Annotated in this window: 11 protein-coding genes; 3 read left to right on the top strand and 8 right to left on the bottom strand. The window is 67.1% G+C overall.

Features of this window, described 5'->3' with window-relative positions; genetic code table 11:
• The 3 genes from G3N58_RS11725 to G3N58_RS11735 all read left to right on the top strand — a co-directional run.
• Positions 1-701, top strand: a 701-nt coding sequence (locus tag G3N58_RS11725) for an anti-sigma factor (RefSeq protein ID WP_205999229.1), incomplete at its 5' end; no start/stop codon positions are given.
• A gap of 144 nt (positions 702-845) precedes the next feature.
• Positions 846-2,423 (top strand): FAD-binding oxidoreductase, encoded by a 1,578-nt coding sequence (locus tag G3N58_RS11730; RefSeq protein WP_205999230.1) that lies wholly within the window; start codon positions 846-848, stop codon positions 2,421-2,423.
• Between the two features lie 70 nt (positions 2,424-2,493).
• Positions 2,494-2,925 carry a hypothetical protein gene (locus G3N58_RS11735; protein WP_205999231.1) on the top strand — a complete coding sequence of 144 codons (432 nt, stop codon included), beginning with the start codon at positions 2,494-2,496 and terminating at the stop codon, positions 2,923-2,925.
• Positions 2,926-3,109: 184 nt separating this feature from the next.
• Here G3N58_RS11735 and G3N58_RS11740 read toward each other — a convergent pair whose 3' ends face one another.
• The 8 genes from G3N58_RS11740 to G3N58_RS11775 form a co-directional block, all read right to left on the bottom strand.
• On the bottom strand, positions 3,110-4,186 hold the full coding sequence (locus G3N58_RS11740) for a DUF1571 domain-containing protein (RefSeq protein ID WP_241017077.1): 1,077 nt from the start codon (positions 4,184-4,186) through the stop codon (positions 3,110-3,112).
• Between the two features lie 113 nt (positions 4,187-4,299).
• Entirely contained in the window at positions 4,300-6,093 is a 1,794-nt protein-coding gene (locus tag G3N58_RS11745) for an AMP-binding protein (RefSeq protein ID WP_241017085.1), read from the bottom strand.
• 53 nt (positions 6,094-6,146) lie between these two features.
• Positions 6,147-7,448 (bottom strand): acetyl-CoA C-acetyltransferase, encoded by a 1,302-nt coding sequence (locus G3N58_RS11750; protein ID WP_167040115.1) that lies wholly within the window; start codon positions 7,446-7,448, stop codon positions 6,147-6,149.
• Positions 7,449-7,533: 85 nt separating this feature from the next.
• Positions 7,534-8,508 (bottom strand): MaoC/PaaZ C-terminal domain-containing protein, encoded by a 975-nt coding sequence (locus tag G3N58_RS11755; RefSeq protein ID WP_205999232.1) that lies wholly within the window; start codon positions 8,506-8,508, stop codon positions 7,534-7,536.
• Positions 8,509-8,557: 49 nt separating this feature from the next.
• A complete protein-coding gene (locus G3N58_RS11760) occupies positions 8,558-10,099 on the bottom strand; it encodes a 3-oxoacyl-ACP reductase (protein WP_205999233.1) in 1,542 nt (513 codons plus the stop codon).
• Positions 10,100-10,254: 155 nt separating this feature from the next.
• Positions 10,255-12,753 (bottom strand): acyl-CoA dehydrogenase, encoded by a 2,499-nt coding sequence (locus G3N58_RS11765; RefSeq protein WP_205999234.1) that lies wholly within the window; start codon positions 12,751-12,753, stop codon positions 10,255-10,257.
• Between the two features lie 459 nt (positions 12,754-13,212).
• A complete protein-coding gene (locus G3N58_RS11770) occupies positions 13,213-14,085 on the bottom strand; it encodes a TetR/AcrR family transcriptional regulator (RefSeq protein ID WP_167284296.1) in 873 nt (290 codons plus the stop codon).
• Between the two features lie 407 nt (positions 14,086-14,492).
• A complete protein-coding gene (locus G3N58_RS11775) occupies positions 14,493-15,728 on the bottom strand; it encodes an MFS transporter (RefSeq protein ID WP_167040105.1) in 1,236 nt (411 codons plus the stop codon).
• Positions 15,729-15,798 lie beyond the last annotated feature (70 nt).

Below are 15,798 nucleotides of genomic sequence, written 5' to 3' on the forward strand. Positions count from 1 at the left end.
ATAGCGCGGCCGGCGCCGCGAAGCATCACGCGGACAATCGCCGTAGCGTAGCGGACGAGCCCGCCTTCATCGTGTTGCGGCGCACGCGGCCGTGGTGGCAGCGCGCGGGCCTCGCGGCCTGCTGGCTTGCCGTCGGTGCCGGGCTCGCGCTGGCGTTGGGGCCGCTCGCGCCGCGTCTGACCGGCAACGCGTGGGGCGGCGTCTGGGGCGGTATCTGGGGCAACGCATGGGACAGGTTGAGCGGCCAGCCGGCGGGCTTCGCGCAGCGCGCGGACGTCGCGTATGCGGTGTATTCGCCGGAGCGGCGTCATCCGGTCGAGGTCGCCGCGAGCGAAGAGGAGCATCTGATCAACTGGCTGTCGAAGCGGCTGAACCGGCCGCTTTCGGTGCCGTCGCTGCAGGAGTACGGTTACGCGCTGGTGGGCGGGCGGCTGTTGCCCGGCGAGGCGGGGCCGGCCGCGCAGTTCATGTACGAGAACGCGGCCGGCGCGCGCCTCACGCTCTACGTGACCGGCATCGCGCGCAACGAGACCGCGTTCCGGCTGTTGCGCGACGGCAACCGGCGCACCTTCTACTGGGTCAACGACGGCATGGGCTACGCGCTCTCCGGCGCGATCGCGGAAGGCAAGCTGCGCACGATTGCCATCGACGTATGCAGCGCGCTCGGCGGCAAGCCGGAGACCTGGAGCGGCGAGCAGTAGCGGCGGCGCAGGCGCTGCATGGCGCTGTCGCATGGTGGTGCTGTGTCGGGCGCGGGTTGCCGTGGCGTACGCGGTACAGCGATGACGCGGCGGTGCGTTGAACCCCGCACGCCGCCGTTCGCATCTTGAGGATGAGGAGACGCGGTGCCCCAGACCTTGCCGCCCAATGTGTCCGCCGCGCAGTTCGAGCATGCGCTGGCCGGCTGGCGCGCGGTCGTCGGCGATGCGCAGGTCGTGACGTCCGACGCCGGGCTCGCCGCCTATCTCGATCCGTTCGCGCCCGGCGAGCGCGCCGCCTTCGCCGCGAGCGCCGCGCTGCTGCCGGCTTCGGTCGACGAAATTCGCGCGCTGCTGCGCATCGCGAATCGATATCGCATTCCGCTGTGGACCGTGTCGACCGGACGCAATTTCGCGTATGGCGGCGCGGCGCCGCGCCTTGCCGGCTCGGTCGTGCTCGATCTGCAGCGGATGAACCGCATCCTCGACGTCAACGAGACGCTCGCCTATGCGCTCGTCGAGCCGGGCGTCAGCTACTTCGATCTGTACGCGCATCTGCGAGAAAAGGGTTACAGGCTGTGGATCGACCCGCCCGCGGCCGGCTGGGGCAGCGTGGTCGGCAATACGCTCGAGCGCGGCTTCGGCTACACCGACTACGGCGATCACGCAGCCGCGCAATGCGGCATGGAAGTCGTGCTCGCCAACGGCGACGTGCTGCGCACCGGCATGGGCGGCATCGAGATCGGCACCGCGTGGCAGTTGTATCAGCCGGGCTACGGGCCCTCGTTCGACGCGATGTTCATGCAGTCGAACTACGGCATCGTCACGAAGCTCGGTGTGTGGCTGATGCCCGCGCCGCCCGCGTATCTGCTGGGCGAAATCCAGTTTCGCCACGAGGCCGATCTGGAAGCGATCGTCGAGATTCTGCGGCCGCTGCGGCTTGACGGAACGATCCGCAATCACGCGGTGATCGAGGGCGGTTTGCGCCGCGCGGCGGGTCTGTCGGCACGGCGGCCGTGGTACGACGGCGCGGGCGCGATGCCCGAGAGCGCGCTGACCGCGATGCTCGACACGCTCGGCGTCGGGCGCTGGAACCTGCATTTCGCGCTATACGGCACGCCCGAGCTGATCGATGCGCGTTATGCGTCGATCGAGCGTGCGTTCGCGCGGGTGCCCGAGGCGCGCCTGTCGGCGGCGCGCTATGCCGGCGACGCGCAACCGGCGGGCGGCGGCGACCGCAACATGGCCGGCATTCCCGCGATGACCGCGTTTCGCATGCTCGACTGGCGCGGCGGCGCGGGCGCGCACGTCGACTTCGCGCCGATCTGTCCGGCGACGGGGCGCGATGCGCTGCGCCAGTACACGATGGTGAAGACGCGCGCCGCCGAATACGGCTTCGACTACTACGGCGGCTTTACGGCGGGCGCGCGGCATCTGCATCACATTTTCGCGGCGATTTTCGATCGCGACGACGCGAGCCAGGTCGAGCGGGCCGGCGAATTGCTGCGCTCGCTGATGAGCGATGCGCGCGCGGCCGGTTATGGCGAATATCGCGCGCATCTCGCGTATATGGATTTCGCGGCGGCTCAGTACGGCTTCAACGACGGCGCATTGCTGCGGCTCGCGGAGACGATCAAGGACACGCTCGATCCGAACGGCATTCTCGCGCCGGGCAAGCAGGGAATCTGGCCGGCCGGGTGGCGCGACCGGCGGGGATATACGTGACGGTGCGGTAAATGAGCGCGACTGCGCACGAGTGCGAGCGCGTGAGCGGTATGTGATGGCGTGAGGCAAGATGGACCGACGCACTTTCATGCTCACGGGTGCATGGCTGTCGACGATGGCCGGCGGCGCATGGCCGTGGTTCGCGCAGGCCGTCGCACGCGGCAACCTCGGCAACGATATGCATACGCTGGCGATCGTCGATTCCACGCTCGTGTGCGGCGCATCGTTCGCGCGCTATGCCGCGCATCTGCAACTGCCGGTCTTCGAGACCGGCGACGATGCCGGCGCGCTCTGGTTCACCGCGCTCGCACCCTGGCTGGGTGACGCGGCCTCGCGCGCGACGCCGTCGCTGATCGGCTTCACGCGTGCCTCCGACTACTTCGTCCTGCGGCATCTCGCGATCCGCACGGGACGCTTCGTGGAACACAGTCATGAGCCGCGAGTCGGGCAGCCCGCGCAAGCGGCCTATGTGGCGTTCGCGCTGACGCCGCGCCATGCGTGAGCCGTGCCGCTCGCGCGGATTGGCCGCCTGTCCGCCGAACATCGGGTACCTGCCGGACAGAGGCCGAACAAGCATCGAGCAAGTATCGAGCAGGCATCGAGCAGGCATCGAGCAAGCACGGCCCGGACATGAGCACTGCACCGCACCGCATCGATACGGCCCCGACCTCGACACACACCACCCGCTAAAACCGATAAGCCTTGTTCTTCGGATCAAAAGTCGAATCGTCGAACGTCTGCGGCGTAATGTTTTCGAACACGATCCGCTCGAACAGCTTGCCCTCGTTGTCGTAAGACTCGACGGTGCGGAAGAACGGATGCCGCAGATCGAGCCCGAGCGTTTCCTTCTTCGCATAGAACTGCGGCTGGCCGGTCGGCGTTTCGAACGTGAACGTGACGACGCGCACGCCGTCGATCGTCTTCACGTCGATCTGCGCCGAGCGGGGCACGCCGGCCTCGGCGTATTTCCGGCCTTCGTCGAGGTACTGGTCCGCGATGTACTCGGTGCCGAGATCGCGGACCTCGTGGTTCGATTGCGAGCGCGCGAGCGCGCCCGTCAGCGAGGTCCACACCGGCAGCACGTTCATGATGCCGCCGAGATGGCCGTACATTTCGTCGGTCCGTTTCGATTCGTCGTAGATGATTTCCTGGCCCGCGTGCGCGCCGTCGGGCAGCCACTTCGCGTAGATCCGCAGTGGATCGTGCGCGAGCCGCACCAGCATGTGATCGGGCTTGTCGGGCCACTGGCCGTGAATGCGCTCCGCGCGCGACATCGCGAACTCGTACGACGGATAGCCGTTCGGTCCTTCCTTGATGTAGCGCGGCAACGCGAGCGGATCGAGCGACTGGAACAGCGCGATCAGTTGCGCGTCGTCGAGCTTTTCGAGTGCGCCGCTTTGCTGCGCGGCGCGCAGCCATTTGACCTGCCTGTCGAGCGTGAGCTTGCCGACCCGCGCGAGCGGCGTGGTGGGCGGCTTGACGGTGCCGGCGCTCGCGCTGTCGAGCGGCGGCGGATGGTCGTCGTTTTGCGCGAACGCGGCGGGTATCGTGGACGGTGTGAACGGTGCGAGCAGGGCGGCCGCGGCGAGCGTCGCGCGAGGCAACGAGGCGAGCAGCGAATGCTTCAGCGCGGCGATCAACCGACGGCCCCTGAGCCCATATGCCGGTACTTCACGCGGGTACGCGCTGTCGTGCGGCGAACTCGCGGCAATGCGCGACGCAACCCGCTGGCGGCGCGAACGGGCGGATATGCCGTGTTTCATGAATCCCTCCAGAAATGGCGCGGGCAACCACGCGGCAACACAGCAACACAGCGATACAACGACGCCGGCGCATGGCCGTCATGATGAACGAACACGCGCGGCGGATATTCCCGTCAGGCCGACTTCTGCTTCGCGAGTTCCTCGTCGCGCAATGCGCGGCGCAGAATCTTGCCGACATTGGTTTGCGGCAGTTCGTCGCGGAACTCGACGAGCTTCGGCACCTTGTAGCCGGTCAGGTTCTTGCGGCAATAGGCGATCACCTGTTCCGCGGTCAGGGTCTGATTGCGCCGCACGATGAACACCTTCACGCGTTCGCCCTGCGCCGGATCGGGCACGCCGATCGCCGCGACTTCGCGCACTTCCGGATGCGCGGCGATCACGTCCTCGATTTCGTTCGGATAGACGTTGAAGCCCGACACGAGAATCATGTCCTTCTTGCGGTCGATCAGGCGGATAAAGCCGCGCGAATCCATCACGCCGATGTCGCCGGTCGCGAGCCAGCCGTCGTCGTCGAGCACCTTCGCGGTTTCCTCGGGACGATTCCAGTAACCCTTCATCACCTGCGGGCCCTGCACGCATAGCTCGCCCGCCTCGCCGACGTTAGCCCAACTGCCGTCGTCGCGGCGAAAGCGCACCTGGGTGGATGGCGCCGGCAGCCCGATCGAGCCTTCGAAGTCGCGCAGGTGGGTCAGATCGACCGGGTTCATCGAGACGATCGGCGAGCACTCGGTGAGCCCGTAGCCCTCGACGATCGGCTTGCCGGTCACGGCCTTGAAGCGTTCGGCGACCGCCTTCTGCGTCGCCATGCCGCCCGCCATCGCGAGCTTGAGGTCCGAGAAGTCGCGGTTGCGGAATGCCTCGTTGTCGAGAAACGCGTTGTAGAGCGTGTTGACCGCGGTCATGCCGGTGAACTTCTCGTGACGGATGATCATCATCACGCGCTTCATGTCGCGCGGATTCGCAATCAGGATGTTGCGTCCGCCGAGTCCCATGAAGATCAGCGCGTTCACGGTCAGCGAATAGATGTGATAGAGCGGCAGCGGCGTCAGCACCGTTTCGACTTCGCCGCTCAACTGCCCCGCGGCCCACGCCTTCGCCTGCAGCAGATTGGCGACGATATTGCGGTGCGTGAGCATCGCGCCTTTCGCAACACCGGTGGTGCCGCCCGTGTATTGCAGGAACGCGATGTCGTCGTGGCTTGCGCGCACCGGCGCGAGCGTGCGCGCGTAGCCGGCCGCGAGCGCCTGCAGCAGCGGCACCGCCTGCGGCAGCGAGTAGGCGGGCACCATCTTCTTGACGTGACGCAGCATGAAATTGAGCAGACGGCCCTTCAGGTTGAGGCCGTCCGCGAGCAGATCGCCGAGCCCGGTCACGATGACGTTGCGCACCTTCGTGCCCGGCAGCGCGTCTTCGAGCGTCTTCGCGAAATTCTCGAAGACGACGATCGTCTGCGCGCCGCTGTCCTTCAGCTGATGCGCGAGTTCGCGCACCGTGTAGAGCGGATTGACGTTGACGACCACCGCGCCGGCCTTGATCGTGCCGAACAGCGCAACCGGATACTGGAACGTGTTCGGCAGCATGATCGCGACGCGCTCGCCCGGCTGCACGTCGACGCTTTGCAGATACGCGGCGAACGCGGTCGCCTTGCGGCCCAGTTCGCCGTAGGTCAGCTCCGCGCCGACGCTCACATAGGCGACGCGCTCGCGGAACTGCGCGATGCATTCGTCGAAGAACTGGCCGACCGACTCGTATTGCGTGACGTCGATGTCATGCGGCACGTCCGCGGGATACGAGGCGTACCAGATGCCGTCGGTATTCGGCGCGCGCGGCGGCGTGGACCCGGCCGCTGAGGCGGACCCGTCGGACCCGGCGGCGGCCGGGGGCGGGGCCTGGATAGGCTGGGGCATCGGCTCGGTCATCGGTCGTCTCCTGTCGATCGGTGTGAGTGCTGGCGGTAGCGTTAGCGTTCCACGATGGCGACTACGCCCTGGCCGCCTGCTGCGCAGATCGAGATCAGCCCGCGCGCGCTGCCGGCCGGCTTGTCGAGTTGCGCAAGCAGCTTTGCGAGCGCGGCGACGATGCGCCCGCCCGTCGCCGCGAACGGATGGCCGGTCGCGAGCGAGCCGCCGTTCACGTTGAGCCGCGTGCGATCGATCGCACCGAGCGCACCAGCGAGGCCAAGCTGCGTGCGGCAATATTCGTCATCCTGCCATGCCGCGAGCGTGCACAACACCTGGGCCGCGAATGCTTCGTGGATTTCGTAGAAGTCGAAGTCCTGCAACGCGAGGCCGGCGCGTGCGAGCATGCGCGGCACCGCGTACGCGGGCGCCATCAGCAGACCTTCCTGCTGGTCGAAGAAGTCGACGGCGGCCGTCTCCGACCAGCTCAGGTACGCGAGCACCGGCAAGCCGCGCTCGGCCGCCCACGCCTCGCTCGCGAGCAGCACGGCCGAGGCGCCGTCGGTCAGCGGCGTCGAGTTGCCGGCCGTCAGCGTGCCGGCATCGCGATCGAACACGGGCTTCAGGTTCGCGAGCTTTTCGAGTGTGAGGTCGGCGCGCAGAGTGTTGTCGCGCGCGAGGCCCTTGTACGGCGTCATCAGATCGTTGACGAAGCCGCGCGCATACGCATCCGCGAGCTTGCGGTGGCTCTCGCAGGCGAGCACGTCCTGTGCCTCGCGCGAGATGTTCCAGCGTTTGGCCATCAGCTCGCAGTGCTCGCCCATCGACAGCCCCGTGCGCGGCTCGCCGTTGCGCGGCAGGAGCGGCTTGAAGAACATGCCGGGCCGCAGCTTCGCGAGTGCGCTCACGCGCTGCCCGGTGCTCCTGCCGCGATTCGCTTCGAGCAGGATCTTGCGCATGCGCTCGTTGACGCCGATCGGCGCGTCGGACGTGGTATCGACCCCGCCCGCGATGCCCGCCTCGATCTGCCCGAGCGCGATCTTGTTGGCGACGAGGATCGCGGCTTCGAGGCCGGTGCCGCAGGCCTGCTGCACGTCGTAGGCGGGCGTCTCTTTCGCCAGCGTGGTCGAGAGCACGGACTCGCGCGTCAGGTTGAAATCGCGCGAATGCTTGATGACCGCGCCCGCCGCCACCTCGCCGAGACGCACGCCGTGCAGGTCGTAGCGATCGATCAGGCCTTGCAGCGTGAAGGTCAGCATGTCCTGGTTCGAGGCGTTCGCGTAGGCGGTGTTCGAGCGGGCAAACGGAATCCGGTTGCCGCCGACGATGGCGACGCGGCGCACGGCGGGTGGCGGGTGGGGCATGCTCGGCTCCTTGCGGTTATGGCCCGACGGTTCGGTTATCGGATGAGGCGAACGATTGAAATGACGCGCATGGCGGCTGCCCGGCTCATTGCAGCCGCCACTGCATGCGCGCGCGCAAATGCGGCTTGTCGCCGGCGATGTCGCGCACTTCGAGATCGCGCTCGATCAGCGACGGCGACGCGCTCCACAACGACGCCTCGCCGGGCAGCAGCATCGGCACCTTGAATTCGGCAGCGAGCGTCGCCTCGGCGAGCGGCTTCGGCGGCTGCAATGACGACGCGGCGCGCGCGAGCGTCCACATGCCATGCGCGATTGCGCGCGGAAAACCGAAGACCTTCGCCGATAGCGCGCTCAGGTGGATCGGGTTGTAGTCGCCGGATACGCTCGCGTAGTCGCGGCCGAGTTGCGGCGCGAGTTGCCAGCGCGCGATGCGTTGCAGCGGCTCGGGGCCGAGCGTCAGAGCTTCGAACGGGCTGCCGATGGTGGACACTGCGGTGGACACCGCGGCGGACGCCGTGCGCTTCAGATAGACGCTGTCGCCGTCCCAGACCGCTTCGCCGCGCCGGTAGATGCGCGTGCGCACCACGAACGCCTGGCCTTTGTCGTGGCGCAGCAGCGCGCCGAATTCGACCTCGATGCGCAGCAGGTCCTTGTACGCGAGCGGCCGGCGCAGCCGCACATGATTGGCCAGATGCACGAGCCCGAGCGCGGACCACGGAAACGCCGGGTCGGTCAGCATCAGCAGATGCAGCGGAAACGCGAGCAGATGCGGATAGGTGAGCGGCACGCCATGCTCGGGGATGAAGCCGCACACGCGCGCATAGCGCCACGCCGGGCCGGGGGCGAGCGCGACGGCGGGGCGCACGAGCCGCAGCGCCGGCAGTTGCGGCGCCTGCCCGGGTTGTGTGCCGCGGCCGCGCTTGACGATGCCCGACAGCGCGCGCGCATGGAGCTTCGCCGTCGAAGGCAGGGTGTCGACGACCACGGTTTTCGGCCGCGCACCGCCGCCCGGCGCGGACGCGGCATGACGGTTCCCGAACGGATCATCCGGCTCGCGCATGCTCATGCTCCAGGGTTCATGCTGCGTAGTCCCATTCCGTGCGCCACTTTCACGCTCCGATCAGGCTCTGGCCGCAGACGCGCACGACCTGGCCCGTCACGCCCGCCGAGCCCGGATGCGCGAGCCACGCGATGGTCTGCGCGACGTCGACGGGCTGGCCGCCCTGGCTCATCGAGTTCATGCGGCGGCCGGCCTCGCGGATCGCGAGCGGAATTTTCGCGGTCATCTGCGTTTCGATAAAGCCGGGCGCGACCGCGTTGATCGTGATGCCGCGTGCGCGTAGCGGCGCCGCCATGCTGGCGACGCGGCCGATCACGCCGGCCTTCGAGGTCGCGTAATTGGTCTGGCCGAGATTGCCGGCGATGCCGTTGATCGACGACACCGCGATAATGCGCCCGCCGTCGCGCAGGATGCCGCCTGCGAGCAGCGCGTCGTCGATGCGCTCCTGCGCGCTCAGGTTGATGTCGATCACGCTCTGCCATGCGGCTTCGGTCATCTTCGCGAGGGTCTTGTCCTTGGTGATGCCGGCGTTGTGCACGACGATGTCGACGCCTTGCTCGTCGAGCGCGGCGGCGAGCTGGGCGGGCGCTTCGGGCGCGGCGATGTCGAACGTCAGTGCGGTGCCGTTGAGCGGGCGCAGCGTCGCGTCGAGCGCATCGCGCGCGGACGGCATGTCGAGGCCGATCACGTGTGCGCCTTCGGCCGCGAGCACGCTCGCAATGGCCGCGCCGATGCCGCGTGCGGCGCCGGTGACGAGCGCGCGGCGGCCGGCGAGCGGTTGCCGCCAGTCGAAGGCGGCGGACGTCGTGGGGTTGGCGTCGTGGGGGCTGCCTACGTTGGCTGTATTCGCTGCGTTGGTTACTTCGAGCGAGTTGCCCGAATCGCGCAGGCCGCTCATGCTGTTCACGCCGGTTTGGCCGCTGGCATCGCTCGCCTCGATGCGCACGACCTGGCCCGACACATACGCCGAGCGCGGCGACAGAAAGAAGCGCAGCGTCGCGTCGATACCGCTTGCTGCGCCTTGGGCGTTTTCCACGCCTTGCGCGACATACACGAGATTCGCGGTGATGCCGCGCCGCGCTTCCTTGCCGAGCGAGCGCGTCAGGCCTTCGAGCGCGCGCTGCGCGGTCCATTGACGCGGACTCGCGCAGGCTTCGGGCGGGCGGCCCAGCACGACGATGCGTCCGCATTTGCCGAGCGAGCGCAGCGTGTCGTGAAAGAAGCGGTGCAGCGGTTCGAGCTGGCTGCTGTCCTCGATGCCGCTCGCGTCGAACAGCAGCGCGGCGAGCTTGCCGGCCGAGCCCGCTTCGGCCGGCTCGAAGCGCCCGGTCATCAGGCCGTGGCGGTTGGCGAGCGGCACCCAGAGCCCGGCGCTTTCGTGCGCGACGCTCGTCATGCCGATACTCGCGACGAGCCTCGCGAGCGCATCGAACAGGTGCGGCTCGCGGCCCGCACCGATCGCGATCAGGCCGTCGAACTCGGGCCGGTCCGCGCGATAGCGCCGCAGCACCTCGGGCTTCGGCAAACCGAGCGAACGCGCGAGGCGCGCGCCGAACGGCGAGTTGACGAACTTCAGGTAGGAGTCGTTCATATCGTAGCTTGCTCCGCTGGACGCGCCCCGGGAAACCCCGTGGCGGGGACGCCGGACGTGTGCCAGTTTGCCTTGAGTTGGGGGCGCCGGGGGCGCTTTGCCGTGATGCGGCGCGGATTTTTTTGCGCGCTTGCGTGCCGGTTGGGCTGCGCCACTCAAGCCGCCACCTCCAACGCCTGCTCGAGCGCTTCCTTGCGCTTTTGCAGACTCGCGAGCATGTCGAAGTCGGCCGGGAAATCGTCGACCTTCACGACGTGCGCGCCATAGCGCGCGTAGTCGTCGAGCACGCGGCGCTCGTCGGCGTCGATCAGGCCTTGCCGCTCTGCCGTGTCGGTCCATGCGCCGAGTTGCGCGAGACTTTGCGGCATCGGTTCGAGCGAGCCCTGTTTGACCGCCTCGCGCAGCTTCTGGTCGATCTGCGTGAAGCGCGGATTCAGCGCGAACACGAGTTCGCCATAGCCGAGCGCATCGACGTCCGGGTGCGGCACGTACGAACCGGCGACGAGCCGCTCGCGCGCGGCGCCCGGCGTCTGCATCAGCTCGGCGATCTCGCTGCCGAGCCGGTCCGACGGCTCGCGGTGCGGCAGGCCGAACGGGAACGCGAGCCCGCGCACGAGCGTCGCGGCGAGGCGGTTCGGATAGTTCGCGAGCACGCCGTCGAGCGCATGCTGGGCCTGGTACAGCGCGTCCTCGACGCCCCAGCGCACGAGCGGCAGGTCATCGGGCTGGCGGCCTTCGTCCTCGAAGCGCTTTAACGTTGCCGAGATCAGGTAGAGCTGCGAGAGCACATCGCCGAGGCGCCCCGAGATGCGCTCGCGGCGTTTCAGGTCGCCGCCGAGCACGAACATCGACACGTCGGCGAGCAGCGCGAACACCGTCGCGAGACGTGTCGCCGCGCGGTAATACGCGTGCAGCGGCGCATAGGCGGCGCGCGGCTTGCCGATCAGCGCGCCGCTCGTGAGCCCATCCACGAGACTGCGCACGAGGTTCGACAGCATGAAGCTCAGGTGACCGAAGAATGCGGCATCGAAATCGCGCAGCGCCTTCGCGTGATCGGGCTCGCGCGTCGCGTTCATTTCCTTGAGCACGTACGGATGGCAGCGGATCGCGCCCTGGCCGAAGATGATCAGGCAGCGCGTCAGAATGTTGGCGCCTTCGACCGTGATCGCGATCGGCACCTGCTGATAGGCGCGCGCGAGAAAGTTCGACGGCCCCATGCAGATGCCCTTGCCGGCGGCCACGTCCATGCCGTCGTTGATGACCTTGCGGGCACGCTCGGTGATGTGATACTTGGCGATCGCCGAAATGACCGAAGGCTTCTCGCCGAGATCGACCGCATGCGCGGACAGGCGGCGCGCGGCATCCATCACGTAGAGGTTGCCGCCCATGCGGCCGAGCGCTTCCTGCACGCCCTCGAACTTGCCGACGGCGGTGCGGAACTGGCGGCGAATCGCGGCATACGCGCCGGTGCCGCGCACGGCGATCTTCGCCATCCCGACATTCGACGACGGCAGCGAGATCGCGCGGCCCGCCGCGAGGCACTCCATCAGCATGCGCCAGCCGTTGCCGACCTGGGCGCATCCGCCGATCACCCAGTCGAGCGGAATGAACACGTCCTTGCCCGAGTTCGGACCGTTCTGGAACACCGCGTTCAACGGCCAGTGCCGCCGGCCGATTTCGACGCCGGGGTGGTCGGTCGGAATCAGCGCGCAGGTGATGCCGGGCTCGTCGTCAGCGCCGAGCAGATGGTCGGGGTCGAGCGCGCGGAACGCAAGGCCGAGCACGGTCGCGATCGGCCCGAGCGTGATGTAGCGCTTGTCCCACGTGACGCGAAAGCCGAGCGTCTCGCGGCCCTCGTGCAGGCCCTTGCAGACGATGCCGACATCGGGAATCGCGGCCGCGTCGGAACCGGCGTAGGGGCTCGTCAGCGCGAAGCAGGGGATGTCCTCGCCGCGCGCGAGACGCGGCAGATAGTGGTTCTTCTGCGCCTCGGTGCCGTAGTGCATCAGCAGTTCGGCGGGGCCGAGCGAGTTCGGCACCATCACCGAGACGGCCGCGGCCGAGCAGCGCGTCGCGAGCTTCATGATGACCTGCGAATGCGCGTACGCGGAGAACTGCTTGCCGCCGTACTGCTTCGGAATGATCATGCCGAGAAAGCCGTGCTGTTTCACGAACTGCCACGCTTGCGGCGAGAGGTCCTGCCACACCATCGTGGTGTCCCAGTCGTTCGCGAGATCGCAGAGCTGCTCGCATTCGACGTCGAGAAACGCCTGCTCCTCGGGCGTCAGCGTCGCCGGACCGTAGCCGAGCAGCGTGTCCCAGTGCGGGCGCCCCGAGAACAGTTCGGCATCCCACCAGACCGTGCCGGCTTCGATCGCGTCGCGCTCGGTCGGCGACATCTGCGGCAGGATCTTGCGGAACGCGTCGAGCACCGGTTTCGCGAGCCATGCGCGGCGCAGCGGCCTGAACGTCAGCACGAAGGCGGGGAGTACGCACACGATCGCGAGGAACGTCGTGAGCGCCGGACCCGCCGCGCCGCCCAGATGCGCGGCCGCGACCCAGACGATCATGGCCGCGAGCCACCAGGAGGCGCGTGCCCGAACGTAGACGAGCGCGAGCGCAACGATGGCAAGCGCAAGGATGAACCACGGCATGACGTTTCCTCCTGGGTTTTGACAGCGCGAGCGAACGCCTCCGCGTGGCGCGGACGGTTCGCGTTCCATTGTTCTTTCTGATGACGATGCAAGCGGCGCCACCTGCGAAGCGCGCCTCTGATGCGGCGCTGGGTTCGCGGCGCTGTCGCTGTTCTCGCGCCGATGCCGATGTTCCTATCGGCTCGACAGCGCGGTGCGGCTCAGCGGCGCAACGTAGAGGTACGGCCCGGATAGGCGAGGTTTTCGGGTTTCATGGCTCGTGTGCGGTACGGGTTGCGTGCTGTCCGAGGGCTGCCTGCCTGCTTGTTTGTTGCCTGGCGCCTGTCCTTTGCCGGTTTGTTACTTGTACGTTGCTTCTTCGTTGCCTGCCGTCGGCCCGATGTTTCGGGCTGCTTGCCATATTCTGCAGGCTTCCCGCTGGGGACGGCCTATGCGGGCGCCGTCCCGGGCGAGGCATGCTCAAGCCGTGCCGTGCAACACGTGCTCGAACGATGCCGATGCTGCTTCGATGCCACCGCCGCCGCGGCGTTCGCCACCGTCCGTATCGCTATAAGCGGGTTGTGCCGATGCGGCGCTTTCGCGCGACGCGGACGGCGCCATCTCACGGCCGGCCGCTTCCTGAGCGCCATCGGTTGCATCGCCGAGCACCGCGGCGAACGTCGCCAGTTGCGAGCTGTCCGGCAGCGGCGCCTTGAGCGCAGCGACCATCAGCGAGGCAAGGCGCGCGATCAGCTGCAGATCGTTCATCGACTTGCCCTGCGAGAACTCGGAAATCAGGCTGTCGGTATCGGTGCCAGCGAGCACGCCCGACAGCGCGCCGATCGCGAAGTGCAGCCGCCAGCCGAGTTCCTCGCGCGGCAGATGCGGCAGCGCGCGCTGGAACGCATCGAAAAAGCGCACTGCCACCGGCTCGTAATGCTGGTTCAGAAAATCGCGGATGAACGACGACGGATCGGTATAGGCGCGGCCGAGCAGGCGCAGGAACGCTTTGCCGCCAATGCGCGGATCGCGCGAGAGCCGCAGCGCCGGAATGAACATCGCGCCGAGCACGTGCTCGCAGGTCAGCCGCGCGCCGAGCATGGCGTCGAAGCGGTCGAGCAGCTTGAGCCGCTCCTGGTTGAGCTGATCGAGACGGCGCGACAGCATCGAGTGGATCAGCGACTCCTTGGTGCCGAAGTGATAGTTGACCGCCGCGAGATTGACTTCGGCGCGCGAAGTGATCTGCCGCAGCGACATCGCCTCGTAGCCGCATTCGATGAAGAGCGTCTCCGCGGCGTCGAGAATGCGTGACTTGGTATCGCCGGCATGCCGGCCTGTTGTGCGAACTGCCATGTTGCGTCTCCCAGTTGCCGGGGCTGCCGGCTCGCAAACAAGCGATTCAAATCGCCATTTGAAACAATCGTTTTTTTCAGGATAAAGAAGGATGACGGCTGCGATCAAGGGGTCCCGTTCGACTAACTCCTCTAGAAGACCTGACGAGGGTCGCCTTTCCTGTGCGCGGTGCGTCAGATCGCGCGGAAAATAAAAAGGCCGTTCCGACGAAATCGGAACGGCCTCGTATTGCTCTGCGATGTATCTGGCCCCGCGCCTCGATCCTGATAACCCGAGGCGCCTGACGCGCGTTGGCGTCGTGGCGGTTCGAACCGCCTTTGCAGCTATTGTGCCCTATAACGCGCCGGCGCAGTAGCTGTTTAGTTCGAACGCTTGAAGCATTTGAAGCGGTCGGCGGGCGAGCCGGCCTACACGGCGCCTCCCGTGGCAGGCGCGCCGACTTCGCGCGCGGACTGCGTCATGTCGATGCCGCGCCGCTCGCGGCTGAACGGAATCAGCACGCAGATTACGACTGCGACGATGCCGATCACGACCGCCATCACGAGCGCGTAGTTGTTGCCGTGAATCTCTGCGATCTTCGATTGCAGCGGACCGTTGACCGACGAGATCAGGTTGCCGAGCTGATACATGAGGCCGGGGAAGGTCGCGCGAATCTCATCGGGCGAGATTTCGTTCAGGTGCACCGGGATCACGCCCCATGCGCCTTGCACCGAGATCTGCATCAGGAACGCGCCGAGCGCGAGCAGCATCGGCGTGCTCGAGAAAGCCCACAGCGGCAGCACCGGCAAGGCGATCAGCGAGGCGATGAAGATCGCGCGCTTGCGGCCGATCTTCTCCGATATCCAGCCGAAGAACAGCCCGCCGCAGATCGCGCCGATGTTCAGCGTGATCGTGATCCACGACACCGTATGCGCGTCGAACTGGTGCTGCACGCGCAGGAAGGTCGGATAGAGATCCTGCGAGCCGTGCGAGAAGAAGTTGAACGCGGTCATCAGGATGATCGCGTAGATCGACAGGCCGACGTTCTGCTTGAGCGTTGCGACGAGGCCGGGGCGCGCCTTCTTTTCGAGCGTCTTGAAGGCGGGCGACTCCGGCACGTGCGCGCGGACGTAGAGCACGAGCAGTGCGGGCAGCACGCCGACGAAGAACATGCCGCGCCAGCCGATGTATTGATAGAACACGCCGAACACGATCGAGGCGAGCAGATAGCCGCTCGGGTAGCCGGCCTGCAACAGGCCCGAGACGATGCCGCGCGATTTCGGCGGCACGGTTTCCATCGTCAGCGCACCGCCGACGCCCCATTCGCCGCCCATCGCGATACCGAACAGCGCGCGCAGCACGAGCAGCGTCATCAGGTTCGGCGAGAGGCCGGACAGCAACTCCAGCAGCGAGAAGCACGCGATGTTGACCATCAGCGTGGGACGGCGGCCGTATTTGTCGGCGAGCCAGCCGAAAATCAATGCGCCGAGCGGACGCATCATCAGGGTCAGCATGATGGCAAACGCGACCGATGGAATATCGGTACTGAATTCCTGCGCGATATCTTTCAGCACGAACACCATTAGAAAGAAATCGAATGCGTCCAATGTCCAGCCCAGATAGGCGGCAATCGTGACGTTTCTCTGTTCCCGAGTCCAGCTCATTGATTGTTCTCCTCTTTTCTGTCTTCAGAAACCCGCCTTTGACGACGGGTGCTTCAGTACTCGTTGCGCC

This window comes from Paraburkholderia sp. Ac-20342, from assembly GCF_017104985.1.
In the GTDB taxonomy this organism is placed as follows: Bacteria; Pseudomonadota; Gammaproteobacteria; order Burkholderiales; family Burkholderiaceae; genus Paraburkholderia.

Excerpts from the sequence above, each read along its gene's own strand:
- G3N58_RS11760 (WP_205999233.1), bottom strand. The coding sequence starts at position 10,099 with ATGAACGACTCCTACCTGAAGTTCGTCAACTCGCCGTTCGGCGCGCGC.
- G3N58_RS11735 (WP_205999231.1), top strand. The coding sequence starts at position 2,494 with ATGGACCGACGCACTTTCATGCTCACGGGTGCATGGCTGTCGACGATG.
- G3N58_RS11765 (WP_205999234.1), bottom strand. The coding sequence starts at position 12,753 with ATGCCGTGGTTCATCCTTGCGCTTGCCATCGTTGCGCTCGCGCTCGTC.
- G3N58_RS11755 (WP_205999232.1), bottom strand. The coding sequence starts at position 8,508 with ATGCGCGAGCCGGATGATCCGTTCGGGAACCGTCATGCCGCGTCCGCG.
- G3N58_RS11770 (WP_167284296.1), bottom strand. The coding sequence starts at position 14,085 with ATGGCAGTTCGCACAACAGGCCGGCATGCCGGCGATACCAAGTCACGC.
- G3N58_RS11740 (WP_241017077.1), bottom strand. The coding sequence starts at position 4,186 with ATGAAACACGGCATATCCGCCCGTTCGCGCCGCCAGCGGGTTGCGTCG.
- G3N58_RS11750 (WP_167040115.1), bottom strand. The coding sequence starts at position 7,448 with ATGCCCCACCCGCCACCCGCCGTGCGCCGCGTCGCCATCGTCGGCGGC.
- G3N58_RS11745 (WP_241017085.1), bottom strand. The coding sequence starts at position 6,093 with ATGCCCCAGCCTATCCAGGCCCCGCCCCCGGCCGCCGCCGGGTCCGAC.
- G3N58_RS11775 (WP_167040105.1), bottom strand. The coding sequence starts at position 15,728 with ATGAGCTGGACTCGGGAACAGAGAAACGTCACGATTGCCGCCTATCTG.